This window comes from Polaromonas sp., assembly GCF_030680935.1.
Taxonomy (GTDB): domain Bacteria; phylum Pseudomonadota; class Gammaproteobacteria; order Burkholderiales; family Burkholderiaceae_C; genus Polaromonas.
Window position 1 is genome coordinate 1 of the sequence record NZ_JAUXUP010000070.1, and the last position, 15,833, is coordinate 15,833.

Consider the following 15,833-nt stretch of genomic DNA (forward strand, 5'->3'; position numbering starts at 1 on the left):
GGAGGATCAACATGGTTGCAGTGGCCGTCAGAGGACCGAAAAGCCGATGATTATAGCAATTTATGGCTGTTGGGAGGATTTTGCCGCCAGGCTGCGCAAAAACGCCTCATCCGTCTTGTCCAGCCGTCCAGCCGTGCGCGCGCTTTCGAGCAGTTCCGGCCGGTGCTGCCGGGTCAGGGCCAGCCGCTGTTCGCGCCGCCAGCCTTCGATGTGAGCGTGGTTTCCAGACAACAGCGTGTCTGGAACGCCTTGCCCCCGCCAGATCTCCGGCCGCGTGTAGTGCGGGCAATCGAGCAAACCGTCCAGCGCCGGGTTGAAGCTGTCGAACTGGTGGCTGCCTTCGTCATTGAGCACGCCCGGTTGCAGGCGCGCCACCGCGTCCAGCAGGGCCATGGCAGGGATTTCGCCGCCGGACAACACGAAGTCGCCCAGGCTGATCTGCTGGTCCACATAGCTGTCGACAAAACGCTGGTCCAGGCCTTCATACCGGCCACAAATCAATACTGCCCCGGCGCTGGCCGACCAGCGCGCCACGGCGGTGTGGTTCAACGGGTGCCCAATCGGTGAGAACAGCACCGCAGGCGCTTGCTGACCCGCCGGCTCTGCGCGGTCCGCGCGGATGGATTCCAGGCAGCGCGCCAGCGGCTCGGCCATCATCACCATGCCCGGGCCGCCGCCAAAAGAGCGGTCATCGACCCGGCGGTAATTGCCCTCGGCAAAATCGCGCGGGTTCCAGAGCCTGACGTCCACCAAGCCGGACTCATAGGCGCGGCGCGTCACGCCGCTCGTCAAAAACGGCGCAAAAAGCTCGGGGAACAGGGTGATGACGTCAAAACGCATGGCTGTATTTTGCGCCCGCCGCACCAGATCAATAGTCTGGCTGCCAGTCCACCGTGATGGTCTTGCCCGGCAGATCGACGGCATCCACATAGGCCGCCACAAAAGGGATCATGCGCTCCAGCGTCTGATCGCCTTCGGTGTATTCCACACACAAGACCGAATGCGGGCCGGTGGCCATCAGGTCGCGCACGTTACCCAAAGCCACACCTTCACGGTTGAGCACATTCAGGCCGAGCAGATCGACCCAGTAATACTCGTCCTTGCCGGCTTTGGGAAAGCTGCTGCGCGGCACAAAAATACGCGCGCCACGCAGGGCTTCGGCCGGGGTGCGGTCATCGATGCCCGCAAACTTGGCAACCACCGAGTCAGAATGGGTTTTGGACTCGCTGACGGTCAGTATCACCGTGCCGGAAAAAGCGTCAAAGCCGGGGCGGTGTTTGGCCTCAGGCGGCTGCAAAAACCAGCGACTGGAAGAAAAAAGCGCCTCGGACGAGGCGCTGTGGGCCAGGATTTTGACCCAGCCCTTGACGCCCCAGGCGTCAAGAATGCGCCCGACTTCAATGGCATCGTCCGGCAAACCGGACGGCTCAAGGCCGGGCAGCATTTAAAGCTCCAGGCTCAGGCGGCCTTGGGCGCTGCAGCAGCACCCTGCTTGACCAGACGCTCCACGGTGGGGGACGCCTGGGCGCCCACGCCCAGCCAATGGGTCAGACGGTCCTGCTCGATACGCAGGCCTTCTTCACCACCTTTGGCAATCGGGTTATAAAAACCGATGCGCTCGATGAAACGGCCATCGCGGCGGACGCGTTTGTCAGCCACAACAATATTGAAAAATGGACGGTGTTTAGAACCGCCGCGCGAGAGTCGGATGACGACCATGATTTATCCTTCGGGTGGCGGGGTGAAAAAATTCACCCCAAAATGTTCCTGCAGCGATTGAGACACACGACATGGCACCCGGCCAGCGAAATGCTGCAAAGCCGCAGATTATAACCCGCCGACCCGCGGCAGGCCATCCCAACTCCCACCACCACCCCTTTTGACACCCCATGACACTGATACGACCCAGCCTTGAAGCCGACCTGCCGGCGATCACCGCCATCTATGCCCACCACGTTCTGAACGGTACCGGCACCTTTGAAACCGAGGCGCCCAGCGTGACCGACATGCTGGCGCGGCGCGCCGACGTCCTGGCCAAAGGCCTGCCTTACCTGGTGGCCGAAGAAGCTGGTAGCGTTGTCGGTTTTGCCTACGGCAACTGGTTCAAGCCCCGCCCGGCTTACCGGTTTTCGGTCGAAGATTCGATCTACCTGGCGCCGGACCAACAGGGCAAAGGCCTGGGCCGCCTGCTGCTCACCGAGTTGCTGGCACGCTGCGAAGCCGTGGGCATACGCAAGGTCATGGCTGTGATTGGCGACTCCGCCAACGCCGGATCGATTGGTGTGCATCGCGCACTGGGCTTCACACAGGTCGGGGTCATCGAGTCCTGCGGCTGGAAGTTCGGCGCCTGGCGTGATATTGTGATCATGCAAAAAACACTGGGCGCGGGCGACACGACGCCGCCTCAGGACGCCTGACCACTCCCCTCTTTCGAAAGCCCTGATGACCTCCAGAAGTAAAAACAAGACGCTGGCGACCTGGCTGGCGTTTGTGGGTGGTCAGCTGGGCGTGCACCGGCTTTACCTGTATGGCTGGACCGATCTGCTGGCCTGGATACATCCGGCCCTTGCTGCAGTGGGCTGGTGGGGTGTGCAGCGCGTGCGTCTGTACGGGCAGGACGACCAGCTTGCATGGGCCCTGATTCCGCTGCTGGGTTTCACGCTGGCGGCCACCGCCCTCACGGCCATTTATTACGGCCTGATGGCACCCGAAAAATGGAATCTGCAGCACAACCCGCTTGCCGCACCTGACGCCACTGCGGGTAAAACCAATTGGCTGACCATGGCCGCCGTGGTGCTGGCTCTGCTGTTTGGCACGATTGCCATGATGTCGAGCATTGTGTTCAGCTTCCAGCGCTACTTTGAATACCAGGTTGAGGAAGGCCGCAAGATTTCGCAGGAGAAATAGCGCCCCCACGTTCGCTCACTTCGTGTAGCTCTCTGCCCCCTTGGGGCGCTGCGCCAGCGGCCCGGCGAAGCCGGTTCCGCGGCCCCGGCTGGTATTCAGATCATCGGGAAGTGCAACTTCAAAACAGCTGCAGGCTGACCCAGTAGGCTATCGCCGCCACAAAGGCCGAGGCGGGAATCGTGAAGATCCAGGCCCAGACAATGTTGCCGGCGACGCCCCAGCGCACGGCCGAGGCCCGTTGTGTCGCCCCCACTCCAACGATGGCACCCGTGATGGTGTGGGTGGTCGATACCGGAATGCCCAGGCCGGTGGCCAGAAAAAGTGTGATGGCTCCACCGGTTTCGGCGCAGAAACCACCCACCGGCTTGAGCTTCGTGATTTTCTGGCCCATGGTTTTGACAATCCGCCAGCCACCGAACATGGTGCCTGCGGCTATCGCCGCGTAGCAGCTGATGATCGTCCACAGCGGCGGGGCGGCGTCGCTGGCGGCGGTGTAACCGGTGGCAATCAGCAGCATCCAGATGATGCCTATGGTCTTCTGCGCATCGTTGCCACCATGCCCCAGACTGTAAGCGCCGGCAGAAACCAGTTGCAAGCGCCGGAACCACCGGTCCACACGCGAAGGCGTGGCGCGGCGAAAGGCCCAGGCCACCACCACCACCATCATGGAGCCCAGCAGAAATCCCAGAACCGGAGAGACAAAGATGAATGCCACGGTTTTGAGGATACCGGTCGACACCAGTGAACCTGCACCCGACTTGGCCAGCACCGCACCCACAATACCGCCAATCAGCGCGTGGGACGAACTGCTGGGGATGCCGTAGTACCAGGTGACCAGGTTCCAGCTGATAGCGCCTATGAGCGCACCAAAGACCACATGGGTATCGACCACACCGGGCTGCACAATGCCTTTGCCCACCGTGGCGGCCACACTGAGGTGAAAAACAAAAATCGCCACAAAGTTGAAAAACGCTGCAAACAGCACCGCCTGGCCGGGCTTGAGCACGCCGGTCGACACCACAGTGGCGATCGAGTTGGCGGCATCATGAAACCCGTTCATGAAGTCGAAGGCCAGCGCCAGCATCACCAGCATGATGATGATCCACAGGGCGGTTTGCGCTGTCTGCATGATCAGGAGTTTTCGAGGACGATGCCCTCGATCAGGTTGGCGACGTCCTCACACTTGTCGGTGATGGTCTCCAGCAACTCGTAAATCGCCTTGAGCTTGATGACCTCACGCACGTCGGGTTCTTCACGAAACAGCTTGCTCATGGCCGAACGCATCACGCGATCGGCGTCAGATTCCAGCTTGTCGATCTCTTCGCAGGTTTTCAGCGCGGCCTCGGCCGTCGCGGCATCGCTGAGCTTGTCAATCAAGGCCACCGCGTCCTTCAGGCGCTCGCAGCATTTGACGCTGAGGTCGGTCAGCCGCACGATTTCATCGGTCATGTGGTGCACGTCGTACAGCGCCATGGTTTCAGCCGAATCCTGGATCAGGTCGGCCACATCGTCCATGGTGTTGATCAGCGAGTGGATCTGCTCGCGATCAATCGGCGTGATGAAGGTCTTGTGCAACATGCGGTTGACCTCTTGCGTGATGCGGTCTGCAGCACGCTCGGCGGTGTCCACCTCGCGGTTGAAGGCTTCGCGCTTTTCAACGTCGCTGTAATTGGCCACCAGGTTCGAGAAGGCGCGTGCGGCCTTCACGATCAGGTCGGCGTGCTGATTGAACAGCTCAAAAAAATTGCCTTCGCGCGGCAGCAACTTGCCAAACAGCATCTTCAACTCCCCGGACGGTGGCTGCCAGATATATGACAGATTTGTGACAAAGCGAGTTTACCCCGCTGCTTCAGCGGCGTCCGGTATTATGATAATTTCCGGCCGCAGCCCTTATCTGGCAAGCGCGAGAAGCTATCAATTAAATAGCGTATCGGGTAACACATTTGCAAGCCCTCAGGCCCGCGCAATCCAGCGCTGGCGCGCGGCCAGCTTCTCCACATCGCGCCAGTTGCTGCATTGCCGCGCAATCTTCGGCCAGATACGCAGCAGCAGCTCACACTCGGCCAGCGTGTCGGCCGCCGCCTGGTGCCTGACGCTGCAGACAATGTCAAAGTGAGCCAGCCATTCGTCCAGCGCGCGTGCCTTGACCTTCTCGTGTGTCACCGCGCAAAGCGCCTCGATGTCCACCCAGCGGTTCGGCAGCTCGGCGCCCAGATGGACTTTGATGTGCCGCCCGATCATCGCCTGGTCAAACGGCGCATGAAACGCCAGCAGCGGCGAGTTGCCAACAAAGCGCGCAAAAGCCTGCAAGCCATCGCCAGGCGGAACCCCTTCGCGCTGTCGCTGCAAGCCGATGCCGTGCAGCAGGATGTTGTCTTTGCTGGAGCCCACAGAAGACTGGCGCAGCACCACTTCAAAACTGTCGCCCAGGGAAACGGTCAGGCGTTTTCGTGGCCAGTCCACCTGGACGGCGATCGCCGCAATGGCCAGCAGCTGGTCGCGCTGCGGGTCCAGCCCGGTGGTTTCCACGTCCAGCACCACCCAGCGCGCCTCGTTCACGTCGTACAGCTTGCCCAGGCGTCGCCTGAACCAGTCGGCCCAGCTCATCGGTCAAAGTCCAGTTGCAGGCGCTGCTGCAACGAGCGCGCCACGCGAAACGACTCGCGCAGGATGCGCCTGTCGATATCGTTCAGGCTGGCGACCTTCATGTGGTTGGGCTGCTGCGGCGCTGCGGTGCCTTCAAGCTGTATGCGCAAACGCAGCGTCTGCAAAAACTCAAAGCCGCTGACCCAGGCCAGGTACTCGGGCGCTGCCAGCCCAAGCAGCGGTCCCACGGCCTCCAGCCTTTCACGGGTGTTGGTCTCGGTGATCCCGTGGCTCAACGAATAGATACGCGCCACATCCACAAAAATCGCGGCGCCCTGAAGTTTGAGGTCAATCAGGCCTGCGTCATCCACCGCCAGGTTGCCGGTCCAGTTCAGCGGCGCGCTGCGCAACAGGGCATTGACGGCCAGTTGCTTGATGAAGCGCGGTGCCCGGCGCGCCGCCTCGGTTACCTCCAGCCGCAGCTTGTGCGCCAGCGTGCTGTCCCCGGCCAGCGCGCGAAAGTCAAAATAAATGCTGGCATTGAGCAGGTCATGCGGCGCGCCGTGTTCTACCCAGTGCGCAAAACGCTCCCGCCACTCGCGCAGCGTGAGGCAACAGGCCGGCTCTCCGGCCATGATGCCGCCCCGGCACAGCGGGTAGCCGCAGGCGTCCAGCGCCAGATTGACATCGCGTCCAAAACGCAGCGCCGCCGCGCGCTGCTCTGGCGCGCTGTCGTCCGGCAGGATCAGCGCGTTGTCCTGATCGGTGGAAATCGTCTGCTCGCTGCGCCCTTCCGAGCCCAGTGCCAGCCAGCACATCCGGCTCAGGTCCACGCCGTGTTCCTCTGCCTTGAGCGCCAGCAGACGCGCAATCAGCACGTCGTTGAGGTGGCTGATCAGCGCCGTGAGCTGACGCGCGTGCACGCCCTGCCCCAGCAGGCTGTGCGCAAAACGGCGTATGTCCTGCGCCACCATCTTCAGTGTGTCCACGTCGGCCGCCGAGCGGATCGAGGTGCTGACCTGTTTGAGACTCAGGCGCTGCATTGCAAACAGGTCGCGCTCTGACACCATGCCGATCGCCACCCCGTCCCGCGTCACCGGCACATGGCGGATGCCGTGCTGGCTCATGAGCAACGCCGCATCCAGCGCAGTGTGCGCATGTGTGAGCGTGTGCACCGGCTGCGCCATCACCTGCGCAATCGGGGTCTCCAGCGGCAGTCCGGCCAGCGTGACCCGGCCCAATATGTCGTAGCGGGTCAAAATACCCAGCGGCCGCATGGCCGCATCGGTGACCAGCATCGAGCCTATGCGCTGCTGGTGCATCTGAGCCAATGCGTCCCGCAGCGGCGTGTCGGGCAGGCAGCTGCTGGGCGCCTGGCGCACCACATCGCCCAGCGGTGTCTCCAGCGACTGCTCGGCCAGCGCCTGTGAGGCATAAGCCACCTGCAGCGCACGCCGCGACAGGTCCAGAAACTTCAGGATGCGCCGGTTCAAAAAATCGGCGAACGTCGGGCTTAGCACGGCCAGCGCATGCATGGCCTCAAGCGGCAAGGTCAGCACAAAGGTGTCGGCCACCGCGCGGTAAGTGGCCGTCACCGCACGCTGCGCTACCGCGGCACTGACGGGAAACATCTCGCCCGGCTCATAGTGAAACGCACCGCCCGACAACTCGGCCAGGCCACGCTCGCCAATCACCGCGCCCTGGCGTATAAAAAACAACTCCTTGACAGACCCACTGTCGGGCGAAAGCAGCAACTCATCGGGCGCAAAATAATTTTGCTGCGCGTGACTCAAAAAGTAGTCCACCGCACTGGCCTGCATCTGCGCAAACGGCGGGTAACGCATCAACTCCAGCCGCAGGTTGGCCAGCAGGCTACTTGACGGGCTCAGGTCGGCATGAAGGGGAGGGAGAGGCGCAGGCGAGGGGGCAGCATCCATCACGGTTGACTCCTAGTGTCTCAGGACATTATCCGGGACGGCTCTGACCCCGGCGCTGATCCAGCGCAAACCCTCGGCCCTGCGCCGCCCGACCCTAAAAGCTCGCCTGCAAGCCCACCTTCAAACTGCGCCCCGGTAAAGGCGCCTTCGGAAAGGCCGTGCTGGTCAACACCGAGGTCGCGCTGTAGGCCAGCTTGTCGGTGATGTTGTCCAGCCGGGCGTACCAAAGCAGCGCGGCCGCACCCGCCTTGATGCGGTAAGACGAGCCCGCGTTCCACAGCGTGTACGCCGAGCTTGCTCCCGTCGGTGCGGCCGGCACACGCTTTTGCGCAGCCAGGTGGTCAAAGCCCACACTCGCACCCCAGGGCCCGCTGGCCCAGAGCAGCGACGCCCCCACCCGCCATGGCGCAATACGCGGCAAAGGCTGGCCGTTGCTCAGGTTGGTGGCGCGCACCAGATCGCCGCGCAGTGCCAGGTCCACCGTGGAGGCGCCCTCCTGCAGACGGATGTTGCCACTGGCCTCGATGCCAGTGAAACGCGCCCTCACCTGCTGGTACCGAAACTCGGCCAGCGGCCTGAACGCCGCGCCAGACGCCGTGAACCCGGTATTGCCGGCGTCTTCGGTCGGGTTGACCTCGCCATCTTCGGCATTACGCCTCACGCCCGTCGTCTGGTTCAGGGCAATGTAGTTTTTAAAGCGGCTGACATAGGTATTGACCTTGAAGCTGTGTCCGCCCGACTTCCAGGCCGCGCCCACGTCCAGGTTGTTCGATTGCTCCTTGGCCAGATTGGCATTGCCGACCTCATAAGCACCCGTGGCAATGTGCGGGCCATCGGCAAACAGCTCGTAGTCCCTGGGCGCCCGTTCTGTGTGCGCCAAATTGCTCGTCATTTGCCAGCCGGGCGCGGCATTCCACAATGCGCCCAGTGCGTAACTGCCGGGCTTGAAGCTTCTGCTGGCAGGGGTAAAACGCGCCACCCTCGGGTTGCCAAACGACGTCACGTCCACAGACTCTGCCCGGCCACCCAGGCTCCACTTGCCCCAATCGGTGCCAAGCTCTTCGTAAGCAAACAAGGCCGACTGGGAGGTCTTGCTGAAAGGCGCAAAAGCCTCTGTGCCCACCGCAGAAAAGCGGTTCGATTCGGTTTGCACCCCCAGCACGCCGTCGATGTTGCCAACCCTGGCGTGGCGCGCTTCCAGCCTGAGGTCACTGCCCTTGTTGGTAAAAACCGTGCCGGCCCGCGAGCCTTCAAACTCGGTGTGGCTGTAGTCCGTCTGGCTGTATTGCGCCTTGATGCTTTGCAGCGGACCGTGCAGATTGCGTATTTCACCTTCCATTGCATAGCGGTCCGACTTCATGCCAATGGTGACCCTGTCTTCAGCCACCGTGCCGTAGGTGCTTCGGTAGTTGCTGGCCGAGGCGCCCAGGTAACCGTCGGCAAAAAACACCGACCCCCCCACTGCCCCGCCGCTCGTATCGCTTGCTGAATTGCAGATACGCCTGGCTGTGGTGGTTACTGCGGTCTTGGTGCAGGCCAGGTCGCGCGGCACGCGCACGTCGCTGGTCTTGCGGTCAAAGGCGTCCACATGCAGGCTGTAGCGCTGATTGCCGGCCTCCAGCAGCACACCCTTGCCGCGTTCTGAATTGCCGCTGGCGGCGTTGATGTCCACCTTGCCGCTGATGCCGCCTTTGTCGTCAAACTGCGCCTCGCGCGGAATGCGGTTGTCGATCACATTGACCACACCCCCCACCGCGCTGCCACCGTACAGCAGCGCGCCGGGCCCTCGCAACACTTCAATGCGCTCCATGCTCAGCGGGTCGCTGGTCACCGCGTGGTCATAACTGAGGCTGGATGCGTCGAGCGATCCGCCGCCGTTGGACAGGATACGGATGCGGTCGCCATCCAGCCCGCGGATGATGGGCCGGCTGGCGTTCGGGCCAAAGTAGGTGCTGCTGACACCCGGCGTGCCGTCCAGTGTCTCACCGAGGGTGGTTTTGGCGCGTAGCAACAGGCCGTCGCCTGAGTACTGCGTGGCGGGTGTTATCAAATCCGTGCTGCCCAGCGGGTTGCCGGTGACGGTGATTGTTTTCAGGGTAGAAGCCGGCGTCTGCGCCAGCACGGTGGTGCTGCCAAGGGCGAGCAGGGACAAGGTAGCCGTGCCTATGGCACTGCGGGGAAATAATTTTTTCATGAGGACTCGTTGAATCGGGAACGGGAAACACCAAACAGCACCCGAAAAAGGTGCGTTTAGCGGCTTCAGAGAGGGGATTCAGCGAGTCAGGGGTGGACCGCGCGCTTCGAAAAGCGCGGCCCGTCGGGCGAGTGTTTCGCCCTGTAGAAAGAGAAAAACAAACGCGGTCAACACCAAAGGCAATGCCATCAGGGGAAGGGCCGGAACAGCATCGCCGTGGCAAAGCTGGTCGTAGACGCGGCAATCCGACTCGTCCGCATGGGCAGAAAACAGATCGGCCAGCCAGCCGTGCGCATGGCTGCTCTCATCGGCTTCAACAAGATGCGCCGGTGCCGCGTGGCGCGAGTCCCCGGGGCCATGGGTCAGCCCGTGCATCAGGCCCAGCATGGGCGCGAGCAAGAACACCAGGGCCAGATAAGCCCAGGCCACCCGGAGCGCCATGCGCCTGAAGACCATGCGGGCTTACTTCACCGTCACCGCATCGTTGATGCGGTAGTACAGGCCATACGGATCGTCGTGCAGCACCTGCAGGCGGCCCTCTACCACCACCGGCTCCATGCTGTATTCCACCGGAGTTCTGGTCTTGACCTCGACCATGCTTTCTGGCCCGCCCGGCAGACAGAACGAGCAGCTCAGCGGCACCGACGACAGCAGGAAATGGCGCTGCTTTTTGCCCGGCTCCAGCGGCATCATGAAGCCCTGGATGCGCTGGGTTTTGTCGTTCATGCCCATCTGGCTGGCAGTGAACACCGGCAGGATGCGGTTCTTCTCGTTTTTGGTTTTGACATCAGTCAGCACCGACCAGGGCACCACGTCTGTTCTTGGCGCCAGTGGCGCAAACGGGCTGTTGGCCCCGTGCACACCGGCACCCTGCCCGGCTGGCAAATCAATGCTGCCAAGGGGTGCAGGGGCAGCTTTGCCCGCAGCGGGCTTGCTGCTGCCCGGGGGCAGGGGTGAGCTCAATTGGGCCTGTGCCGCGCCAGCCGCCAACAGCAGGGTCAGCAGCAAGGGCGAAGTCTTGAAGGTGGCGAAAGCAAAACTGTTCATGGGTTTCTCCGGAGACGGTGCTTGGACAACATGCCTTGGCTGTCATCCCGGACTCGATCCGGGATCCATGGAGTGCGGATGAGGTCCGCAATGACAGACCAAACTCAGTGCGCGTGTTTCATGCCGCAGTATTTACCCACCGCCAGGCCTTTGCAAGAGGCCTGCAGGTCTTTCATGCAGACGTCTTCCTTCTTGCCGGACTCCAGGCATTTGGCAGCGGCCTCGTGCGCGGCTGCCATGGCCCGGTGGCGCTGGATGTCCTCTTTGGTTTCTGCATCCTTGTGTTGTGCATGCGCTATCGAAAACATAGCTGCCAGCGCAAGTCCAGCAAGGGCTGGAAGCATATTTTTCATAAATTTCAGAGTCATGTTGGTTCACCTCGATTGTAAAAGTTCAAACACATTGACGCGGTAAGCCTCGTACGCGGGCAGCAAGGCCGACAGCAGCGCCACGCCCACGGCCAGTACCGGCACACCCAGCAGCCCCACCGGCCACGCCAGCGTACCGATCAGAACTGATTTTTCCAGCTGCAGCAGCCAGCCCAGCAGCGCCATCAGCCCCTGGCCCGCCAGCACGCCAATCACCGCTGCCAGCAGCGCCAGCCACAATGCCTCGCACAGCAGCAGTGCCGCCACCTTGCGCGGTGGCGCGCCCAGCAAACGCAGCAGCGCCAGATCGGCGCGGCGCTCGCGTACCGCGCTCCACAGGGCAATAAAAACGCTCAGGCCGGCCGTCAGCAGCAGCACCCCCGCCAGCGCGCGCAACACGTCGGTGCCCACGCCAATCAGGTTGAGCAGCCGGGTGATCTCCAGCGCCGGCGCGGCGGCCTGCATCTCGGTGGTGCTGTTCACAAAACGCGGAAACGTCACCGCGGCCAGCGGGGTTCGGTATTGAATCAGCGCCAGCGTGACCTCGCGTTCGGCCTCCAGCGTCTTGCGGTCTTCGTCGTCCAGTGCGGTGTCGCCCTCATGCATTTTTTCGTGCACCTGCCAGACCGACTCTTGCGCGGTCAGCACAAGCCGGTCCAGCACCGAGCCGCTGGCCGCCAGCACGCCACTGACCACATAAGGCGCCTGGCCGTGGCTGGCGCCGCCGCTGCCCAAACCGTGGCTGCCCACAAAACGTTCGCCCACTTTCAGCCCGGTCTGCGCCGCCACCTGCGCGCCCAGCACCGCCTGTAGCGGCGCGGCCCACACGCCGCCCTGCGCAAAGCTGGCCTGGTAGTGCGCGATGTAAGCCGGTGTGGTTCCGACGATGCGAAAGCCGCTGTAGCTGTCGCCCAGGCTCAACGGAATCAGTTTGGCCACCTGCGGGTGCTGCGCCAGGGCCTTGACCGCTGCCAGCGGCACATTGCCGGTCGGCACGTCCAGGTGAAACACGCCCGACAGAATCAGTTGCATGGGGCTGCCCTTGGCGCCCACCACCACATCGATGCCGGCCAGGTCACGATCAAACGCCCGCGTTATCTGGTGGCTGACCAGCAGCACAAAACTCAGCGAGGCCAGGCCCAGGCTCAGCAACAGCAGGTTCAGGCCCGCCGCCAGCGGCCGGGCCCACAAAAACCGCCAGGCAATTGCTATCGTATTCATAGCTGCTTGCGCAAAAGGGATAAAGGCTGGAAGCCGATTTGGCTATCGAGATTGGCGGCTACCCGCGCATCGTGCGTGGCGATCACCAGCGTGGCGCCGTACCGCGTGGCGATGGCCTGCAGCAATTGCACCGCCTGCTGCGCTGCCTCGTCGTCCAGGCTGGCCGTCGGCTCATCGGCCAGAATCACTTTGGGTTGCAGCAGCACCGCACGCGCCAGCGCGACTCGTTGGGCTTGCCCACCCGAGAGCTGGCCTGGTTTGCGGGCGGCCAGCTCAGCCACACCCAGTGCCGCCAATGACTCATGGATGCGGCCGTCGTCCTGCGCCTGCCCCGCCGCCCATTGCGCCATTGCCAGATTGGCGTGCACCGTCAACGCGTCGCTCAAGTGCAGTTTTTGCGGCAGAAAACCAATCGTTCTGGCGCGCCAGGCATCACCCGCGACCTTGCCCAGCGCGGCCAGCGACTGGCCGGCAACCGTGATGTCGCCTGCGGTAGGCGCCAGCAACCCCGCCGCCAGCGCCAGCCAGGTCGACTTGCCCGAGCCCGAAGCGCCGCGCAGCAGCAGCACTCCACCCTGCGGCACGGTCATATCGTCAAAGCGTATCTCGGCGCCGCCCGGGTACTGGTAGGCGAGTTGCCGGGTGCTGATCATGCCGCCAGCGCAGCCACCCTCGGCGGTGAATGTCGTGCTCATGAGTGGATGTGAAGGTTTGAGTAGCGCCTGACGATGGATGGGTGCTAGCGACTACACCACTGCTGCTCGCAGGGAACGCCATCTCCGTCGCCGTCCATCTGTACACCGGGGCAGTTGGCAAGGAAGTATTTGGCCTCGGCACAGGACGTCATCTGGGAGCAGTACTTTCGTCTGTCGCAACTGAAGCCGCTGGACACGCGAGGAGCCGCAGGAACAAGCTTGTCGGGAGATGTGGCAACCGCCGCCGCACGCCGTCTCTTCTCTGCAGCGTTCAGCTCTTGAACTGTGGGAGGCTTTCTAACTTCACCTGTTGGACACGGCCCTTGCTGATAGGTGACCGTCCCGTTAAGCACACACTTGTTCGCTGGCGCAGCTGCGACTCCGGACACGGCGAACACAAGAGCCGCCAATACGCTGAGGAGGCAGGAGGTTGCAGGCAGCGTGGTGTGGATGTGATGGGAGGAAGTGGCTATGTGCGAGTACATGTTATTTGCTTGCACTTAACGTTTGAGATGAGAGGCGTGACCCGGCTTGCCGGGGCACGTCCTCTCGATTGAAGGGTTGGGCGTCACAGGTGGCGCGGCACTGATTTCGATGAACGAAGAGGAAGAGTAGGAGAAGGCTAGGCTCGACAGCTCGGCTTGCCGCGTGCCCCGTCGATCAATTGCGGCGCCACAAACAGAGGGGCTTCGATTCACTCTTTTGACTCCTTTTGAATGCCAGACTTTAGGCCGATCGCCGCGCAGTAACCGAGTGAAATGGCAACTGCCCAACATAGACCGGCAAGCAGCCAGGCGTGACCTGGAAAGTACTGTCTATTTGCAGAGAGAGGTACCAGCCCGCTGATAGAGATGACCCCCAAGACGACTAGCAGAAATGCAAGCAGCGCTGTTCTACGCGGCCGTTCGACAAACACGCCTAGCGATGCCCGCAGAGACACAGACTTTTCCTTTTCGTTGGCATCACAAGTGACGCCCAACGTAATTTAGACCGCATAGCTTGCGGTATAACTTGGTCGCCTCGGCCACTGACAAGTCCTTGTCAGATAACGAATTCATGCACATCGCATACTCCAGTCATGTCGATAAAACAGGCACCAAACACCGCAGATCATAGACGCGAAGATGCACGCTTCGCACCCTGCGAATACAGGAGATGCAAGCAAATCAAGCCGCACGGGGCTTGAGGAAGCACTGTATAAACAACAAATCATGACCGACAAGCACCCGGGCGCAGCGCCCTCCTCACCCCCACCCCACCCCACCCACCTGCACACCCACACCTTCCACGGTTTGGCGCCCGGCCCCAAGCTGCTGATCCTCGGCGCAGTGCACGGCAACGAGGTCTGCGGCACCAAAGCGATCACACAACTGCTGCAAGACATCGACAGCGGCCATCTCAACATCGAACGCGGCAGCGTGACCTTCGTGCCCATCACCAACCCGCTGGCCTACAAGCGCCAGCAGCGCACCGGTGAGCGCAACCTGAACCGCAACATGGCGCCCAGTGCGATTGCGCAGGATTTTGAAGACCGCATTGCCAATGTCTTGTGCCCGCTGCTTGATGCGCATGAGGTGTTGCTGGACCTGCATTCCTTCCACACCGGCGGCGCGCCCTTTGTGATGATTGGCCCGCAGAACAACAGCGGCACGTTGGAGCCCTTCAGCGACGCCGACGCAGAAATGCAGCTGGCCCTGTGCACCGGTGCGCCGCGTATTGTGGAGGGTTGGCTGGACACCTATGCGCGTGGTGTGCAGCGGCGCGCTGCCACACCGGTACCGGCTGGCACGGCGCGGGCGCAGACGCTGGTAACGAACCCGAACTACGGCGTGGGCACCGCCGAGTACATGCGTTCGCGCGGCGGTTACGGCGTGACGCTGGAGTGTGGCCAGCACGACGACCCGCAAGGCGTGCAGGTCGCGCGCCATGCGATTTTGCAAACGCTGGCGCTGCTGAACATGGTGTCGCAGCCGCTGGAGACCTCCACTACAGAACGCGAGATCCTGCGCCTGGTCGATGTGACGGATCGCGAACACGCCGGCGACAGTTTTGCCCGCGAATGGCGCAGCTTTGATGCGGTGCAGGCCGGTGACTTGATTGGCACACGCCACAGCGGCGCCCAAGTGACCGCGCCGCACGACGGTTTTGTGGTGTTTCCCAACCCGCGTGCCGAACCGGGCCAGGAGTGGTTTTACATGGCGCGGCGCCGGACGGCATGACGCTGGTCCGTTCGGGCTGAGCTTGTCGAAGCACCTTCGACAAGCTCAGGGCGAACGGTGGGGCGGCCGAGGATGGCAGCAAAGCGCTGCGCTCACGCCTTCGCGTACTCCGAAAAAGTCTTGCGGAACTTCGCCACCTTCGGCCCGGCCACCGCCATGCAGTAACCCTGATTCGGGTTTTTCTCGAAGAAGTCCTGGTGGTAGGCCTCGGCGGCGGAGTAGTTGGACAGCGCCAGTACCTCGGTCACCACCGGTTTGCCAAACAACTTTTGTGCGTTCAGCTCGCTGACCATGTCTTCAGCCACCTGCTTTTGCTCTGGCGTCGAGTAATAAATACCGCTGCGGTACTGCGTACCGCTGTCGTTGCCCTGGCGGTTCAGCGTGGTCGGGTCGTGGATGACAAAGAAAATTTCCAGAATCGCCCGCAGGCTGATCTGCGCCGGGTCGTAAACCAGCTTGACGACTTCGTTGTGCCCGGTGGTGCCGGTGCACACCTGCTCGTAAGTGGGGCTCGTGACGTGGCCGTTGCTGTAGCCGGACTCCACATCCTCAATGCCGCGCACCTGCACAAACACAGCTTCTGTGCACCAGAAGCAGCCGCCGCCCAGCGTGATGGTCTGCAGCCCCGCGCCCGTAAACTTGTCCTGTTCCATAAATCG

18 protein-coding genes are annotated in these 15,833 nt (G+C 62.4%); 3 read left to right on the top strand and 15 right to left on the bottom strand.

What is annotated here, in order from left to right; all coding sequences use genetic code 11:
* Positions 1–60: 60 nt before the first annotated feature.
* The 3 genes from trmD to rpsP are packed head-to-tail and all read right to left on the bottom strand — an operon-like array spanning position 61 to position 1,719.
* Positions 61–840, bottom strand: coding sequence for a tRNA (guanosine(37)-N1)-methyltransferase TrmD (gene trmD / locus Q8L50_RS16775; RefSeq protein WP_305349779.1), 780 nt, complete (start codon positions 838–840; stop codon positions 61–63).
* A gap of 28 nt (positions 841–868) precedes the next feature.
* A complete protein-coding gene (gene rimM / locus Q8L50_RS16780; RefSeq protein ID WP_305349780.1) occupies positions 869–1,444 on the bottom strand; it encodes a ribosome maturation factor RimM in 576 nt (191 codons plus the stop codon).
* 14 nt (positions 1,445–1,458) lie between these two features.
* Positions 1,459–1,719, bottom strand: coding sequence for a 30S ribosomal protein S16 (gene rpsP, locus Q8L50_RS16785; RefSeq protein ID WP_188708034.1), 261 nt, complete (start codon positions 1,717–1,719; stop codon positions 1,459–1,461).
* A gap of 170 nt (positions 1,720–1,889) precedes the next feature.
* On the opposite strand from rpsP, the gene Q8L50_RS16790 reads away from it, so the two are divergent.
* Positions 1,890–2,417 (top strand): GNAT family N-acetyltransferase, encoded by a 528-nt coding sequence (locus Q8L50_RS16790; protein ID WP_305349781.1) that lies wholly within the window; start codon positions 1,890–1,892, stop codon positions 2,415–2,417.
* Positions 2,418–2,442: 25 nt separating this feature from the next.
* Entirely contained in the window at positions 2,443–2,907 is a 465-nt protein-coding gene (locus tag Q8L50_RS16795; protein WP_305349782.1) for a hypothetical protein, read from the top strand.
* 118 nt (positions 2,908–3,025) lie between these two features.
* On the opposite strand, the gene Q8L50_RS16800 is transcribed toward Q8L50_RS16795, so the two are convergent.
* The 11 genes from Q8L50_RS16800 to Q8L50_RS16850 all read right to left on the bottom strand — a co-directional run bounded on the left by Q8L50_RS16800 (position 3,026) and on the right by Q8L50_RS16850 (position 13,440).
* On the bottom strand, positions 3,026–4,036 hold the full coding sequence (locus tag Q8L50_RS16800; protein WP_305349783.1) for an inorganic phosphate transporter: 1,011 nt from the start codon (positions 4,034–4,036) through the stop codon (positions 3,026–3,028).
* Between the two features lie 2 nt (positions 4,037–4,038).
* A complete protein-coding gene (locus Q8L50_RS16805) occupies positions 4,039–4,686 on the bottom strand; it encodes a DUF47 domain-containing protein (RefSeq protein ID WP_305349784.1) in 648 nt (215 codons plus the stop codon).
* Between the two features lie 174 nt (positions 4,687–4,860).
* Positions 4,861–5,514, bottom strand: a complete 654-nt coding sequence (locus tag Q8L50_RS16810; RefSeq protein ID WP_305349785.1) for a 3'-5' exonuclease — start codon at positions 5,512–5,514, stop codon at positions 4,861–4,863.
* Positions 5,511–7,430 (bottom strand): DUF294 nucleotidyltransferase-like domain-containing protein, encoded by a 1,920-nt coding sequence (locus tag Q8L50_RS16815; protein WP_305349786.1) that lies wholly within the window; start codon positions 7,428–7,430, stop codon positions 5,511–5,513. Before Q8L50_RS16815 ends, Q8L50_RS16810 begins: the two co-directional genes overlap by 4 nt.
* A gap of 94 nt (positions 7,431–7,524) precedes the next feature.
* Entirely contained in the window at positions 7,525–9,624 is a 2,100-nt protein-coding gene (locus Q8L50_RS16820) for a TonB-dependent receptor (protein ID WP_305349787.1), read from the bottom strand.
* A gap of 78 nt (positions 9,625–9,702) precedes the next feature.
* On the bottom strand, positions 9,703–10,080 hold the full coding sequence (locus Q8L50_RS16825) for a hypothetical protein (protein ID WP_305349788.1): 378 nt from the start codon (positions 10,078–10,080) through the stop codon (positions 9,703–9,705).
* A gap of 6 nt (positions 10,081–10,086) precedes the next feature.
* Positions 10,087–10,671 carry a DUF3299 domain-containing protein gene (locus Q8L50_RS16830; RefSeq protein WP_305349789.1) on the bottom strand — a complete coding sequence of 195 codons (585 nt, stop codon included), beginning with the start codon at positions 10,669–10,671 and terminating at the stop codon, positions 10,087–10,089.
* A gap of 104 nt (positions 10,672–10,775) precedes the next feature.
* Entirely contained in the window at positions 10,776–11,024 is a 249-nt protein-coding gene (locus tag Q8L50_RS16835; RefSeq protein WP_305349832.1) for a hypothetical protein, read from the bottom strand.
* Positions 11,025–11,045: 21 nt separating this feature from the next.
* Positions 11,046–12,260 carry an FtsX-like permease family protein gene (locus Q8L50_RS16840; protein WP_305349790.1) on the bottom strand — a complete coding sequence of 405 codons (1,215 nt, stop codon included), beginning with the start codon at positions 12,258–12,260 and terminating at the stop codon, positions 11,046–11,048.
* Positions 12,257–12,913, bottom strand: coding sequence for an ABC transporter ATP-binding protein (locus Q8L50_RS16845; RefSeq protein WP_305349833.1), 657 nt, complete (start codon positions 12,911–12,913; stop codon positions 12,257–12,259). The genes Q8L50_RS16840 and Q8L50_RS16845 overlap by 4 nt, the downstream gene beginning before the upstream one ends.
* Before the next feature lie 86 nt (positions 12,914–12,999).
* Positions 13,000–13,440: an excalibur calcium-binding domain-containing protein gene (locus Q8L50_RS16850; RefSeq protein WP_305349791.1), complete on the bottom strand. Its 441-nt coding sequence runs from the start codon at positions 13,438–13,440 to the stop codon at positions 13,000–13,002.
* Positions 13,441–14,166: 726 nt separating this feature from the next.
* Here Q8L50_RS16850 and Q8L50_RS16855 point away from each other — a divergent pair.
* The gene (locus Q8L50_RS16855) at positions 14,167–15,174 is read left to right on the top strand and encodes a succinylglutamate desuccinylase/aspartoacylase family protein (RefSeq protein WP_305349792.1); all 1,008 of its coding nucleotides are present in this window, start codon (positions 14,167–14,169) and stop codon (positions 15,172–15,174) included.
* 92 nt (positions 15,175–15,266) lie between these two features.
* On the opposite strand, the gene msrA is transcribed toward Q8L50_RS16855, so the two are convergent.
* A complete protein-coding gene (gene msrA / locus Q8L50_RS16860; protein WP_305349793.1) occupies positions 15,267–15,827 on the bottom strand; it encodes a peptide-methionine (S)-S-oxide reductase MsrA in 561 nt (186 codons plus the stop codon).
* Positions 15,828–15,833: the final 6 nt, after the last annotated feature.

Bases quoted from the DNA above. Each gene is read 5' to 3' on its own strand.
- trmD (WP_305349779.1), bottom strand. From the start codon at position 840: ATGCGTTTTGACGTCATCACCCTGTTCCCCGAGCTTTTTGCGCCGTTT.
- rimM (WP_305349780.1), bottom strand. From the start codon at position 1,444: ATGCTGCCCGGCCTTGAGCCGTCCGGTTTGCCGGACGATGCCATTGAA.
- rpsP (WP_188708034.1), bottom strand. From the start codon at position 1,719: ATGGTCGTCATCCGACTCTCGCGCGGCGGTTCTAAACACCGTCCATTT.
- Q8L50_RS16790 (WP_305349781.1), top strand. From the start codon at position 1,890: ATGACACTGATACGACCCAGCCTTGAAGCCGACCTGCCGGCGATCACC.
- Q8L50_RS16795 (WP_305349782.1), top strand. From the start codon at position 2,443: ATGACCTCCAGAAGTAAAAACAAGACGCTGGCGACCTGGCTGGCGTTT.
- Q8L50_RS16800 (WP_305349783.1), bottom strand. From the start codon at position 4,036: ATGCAGACAGCGCAAACCGCCCTGTGGATCATCATCATGCTGGTGATG.
- Q8L50_RS16805 (WP_305349784.1), bottom strand. From the start codon at position 4,686: ATGCTGTTTGGCAAGTTGCTGCCGCGCGAAGGCAATTTTTTTGAGCTG.
- Q8L50_RS16810 (WP_305349785.1), bottom strand. From the start codon at position 5,514: ATGAGCTGGGCCGACTGGTTCAGGCGACGCCTGGGCAAGCTGTACGAC.
- Q8L50_RS16815 (WP_305349786.1), bottom strand. From the start codon at position 7,430: ATGGATGCTGCCCCCTCGCCTGCGCCTCTCCCTCCCCTTCATGCCGAC.
- Q8L50_RS16820 (WP_305349787.1), bottom strand. From the start codon at position 9,624: ATGAAAAAATTATTTCCCCGCAGTGCCATAGGCACGGCTACCTTGTCC.
- Q8L50_RS16825 (WP_305349788.1), bottom strand. From the start codon at position 10,080: ATGGTCTTCAGGCGCATGGCGCTCCGGGTGGCCTGGGCTTATCTGGCC.
- Q8L50_RS16830 (WP_305349789.1), bottom strand. From the start codon at position 10,671: ATGAACAGTTTTGCTTTCGCCACCTTCAAGACTTCGCCCTTGCTGCTG.
- Q8L50_RS16835 (WP_305349832.1), bottom strand. From the start codon at position 11,024: ATGAAAAATATGCTTCCAGCCCTTGCTGGACTTGCGCTGGCAGCTATG.
- Q8L50_RS16840 (WP_305349790.1), bottom strand. From the start codon at position 12,260: ATGAATACGATAGCAATTGCCTGGCGGTTTTTGTGGGCCCGGCCGCTG.
- Q8L50_RS16845 (WP_305349833.1), bottom strand. From the start codon at position 12,913: ATGATCAGCACCCGGCAACTCGCCTACCAGTACCCGGGCGGCGCCGAG.
- Q8L50_RS16850 (WP_305349791.1), bottom strand. From the start codon at position 13,440: ATGTACTCGCACATAGCCACTTCCTCCCATCACATCCACACCACGCTG.
- Q8L50_RS16855 (WP_305349792.1), top strand. From the start codon at position 14,167: ATGACCGACAAGCACCCGGGCGCAGCGCCCTCCTCACCCCCACCCCAC.
- msrA (WP_305349793.1), bottom strand. From the start codon at position 15,827: ATGGAACAGGACAAGTTTACGGGCGCGGGGCTGCAGACCATCACGCTG.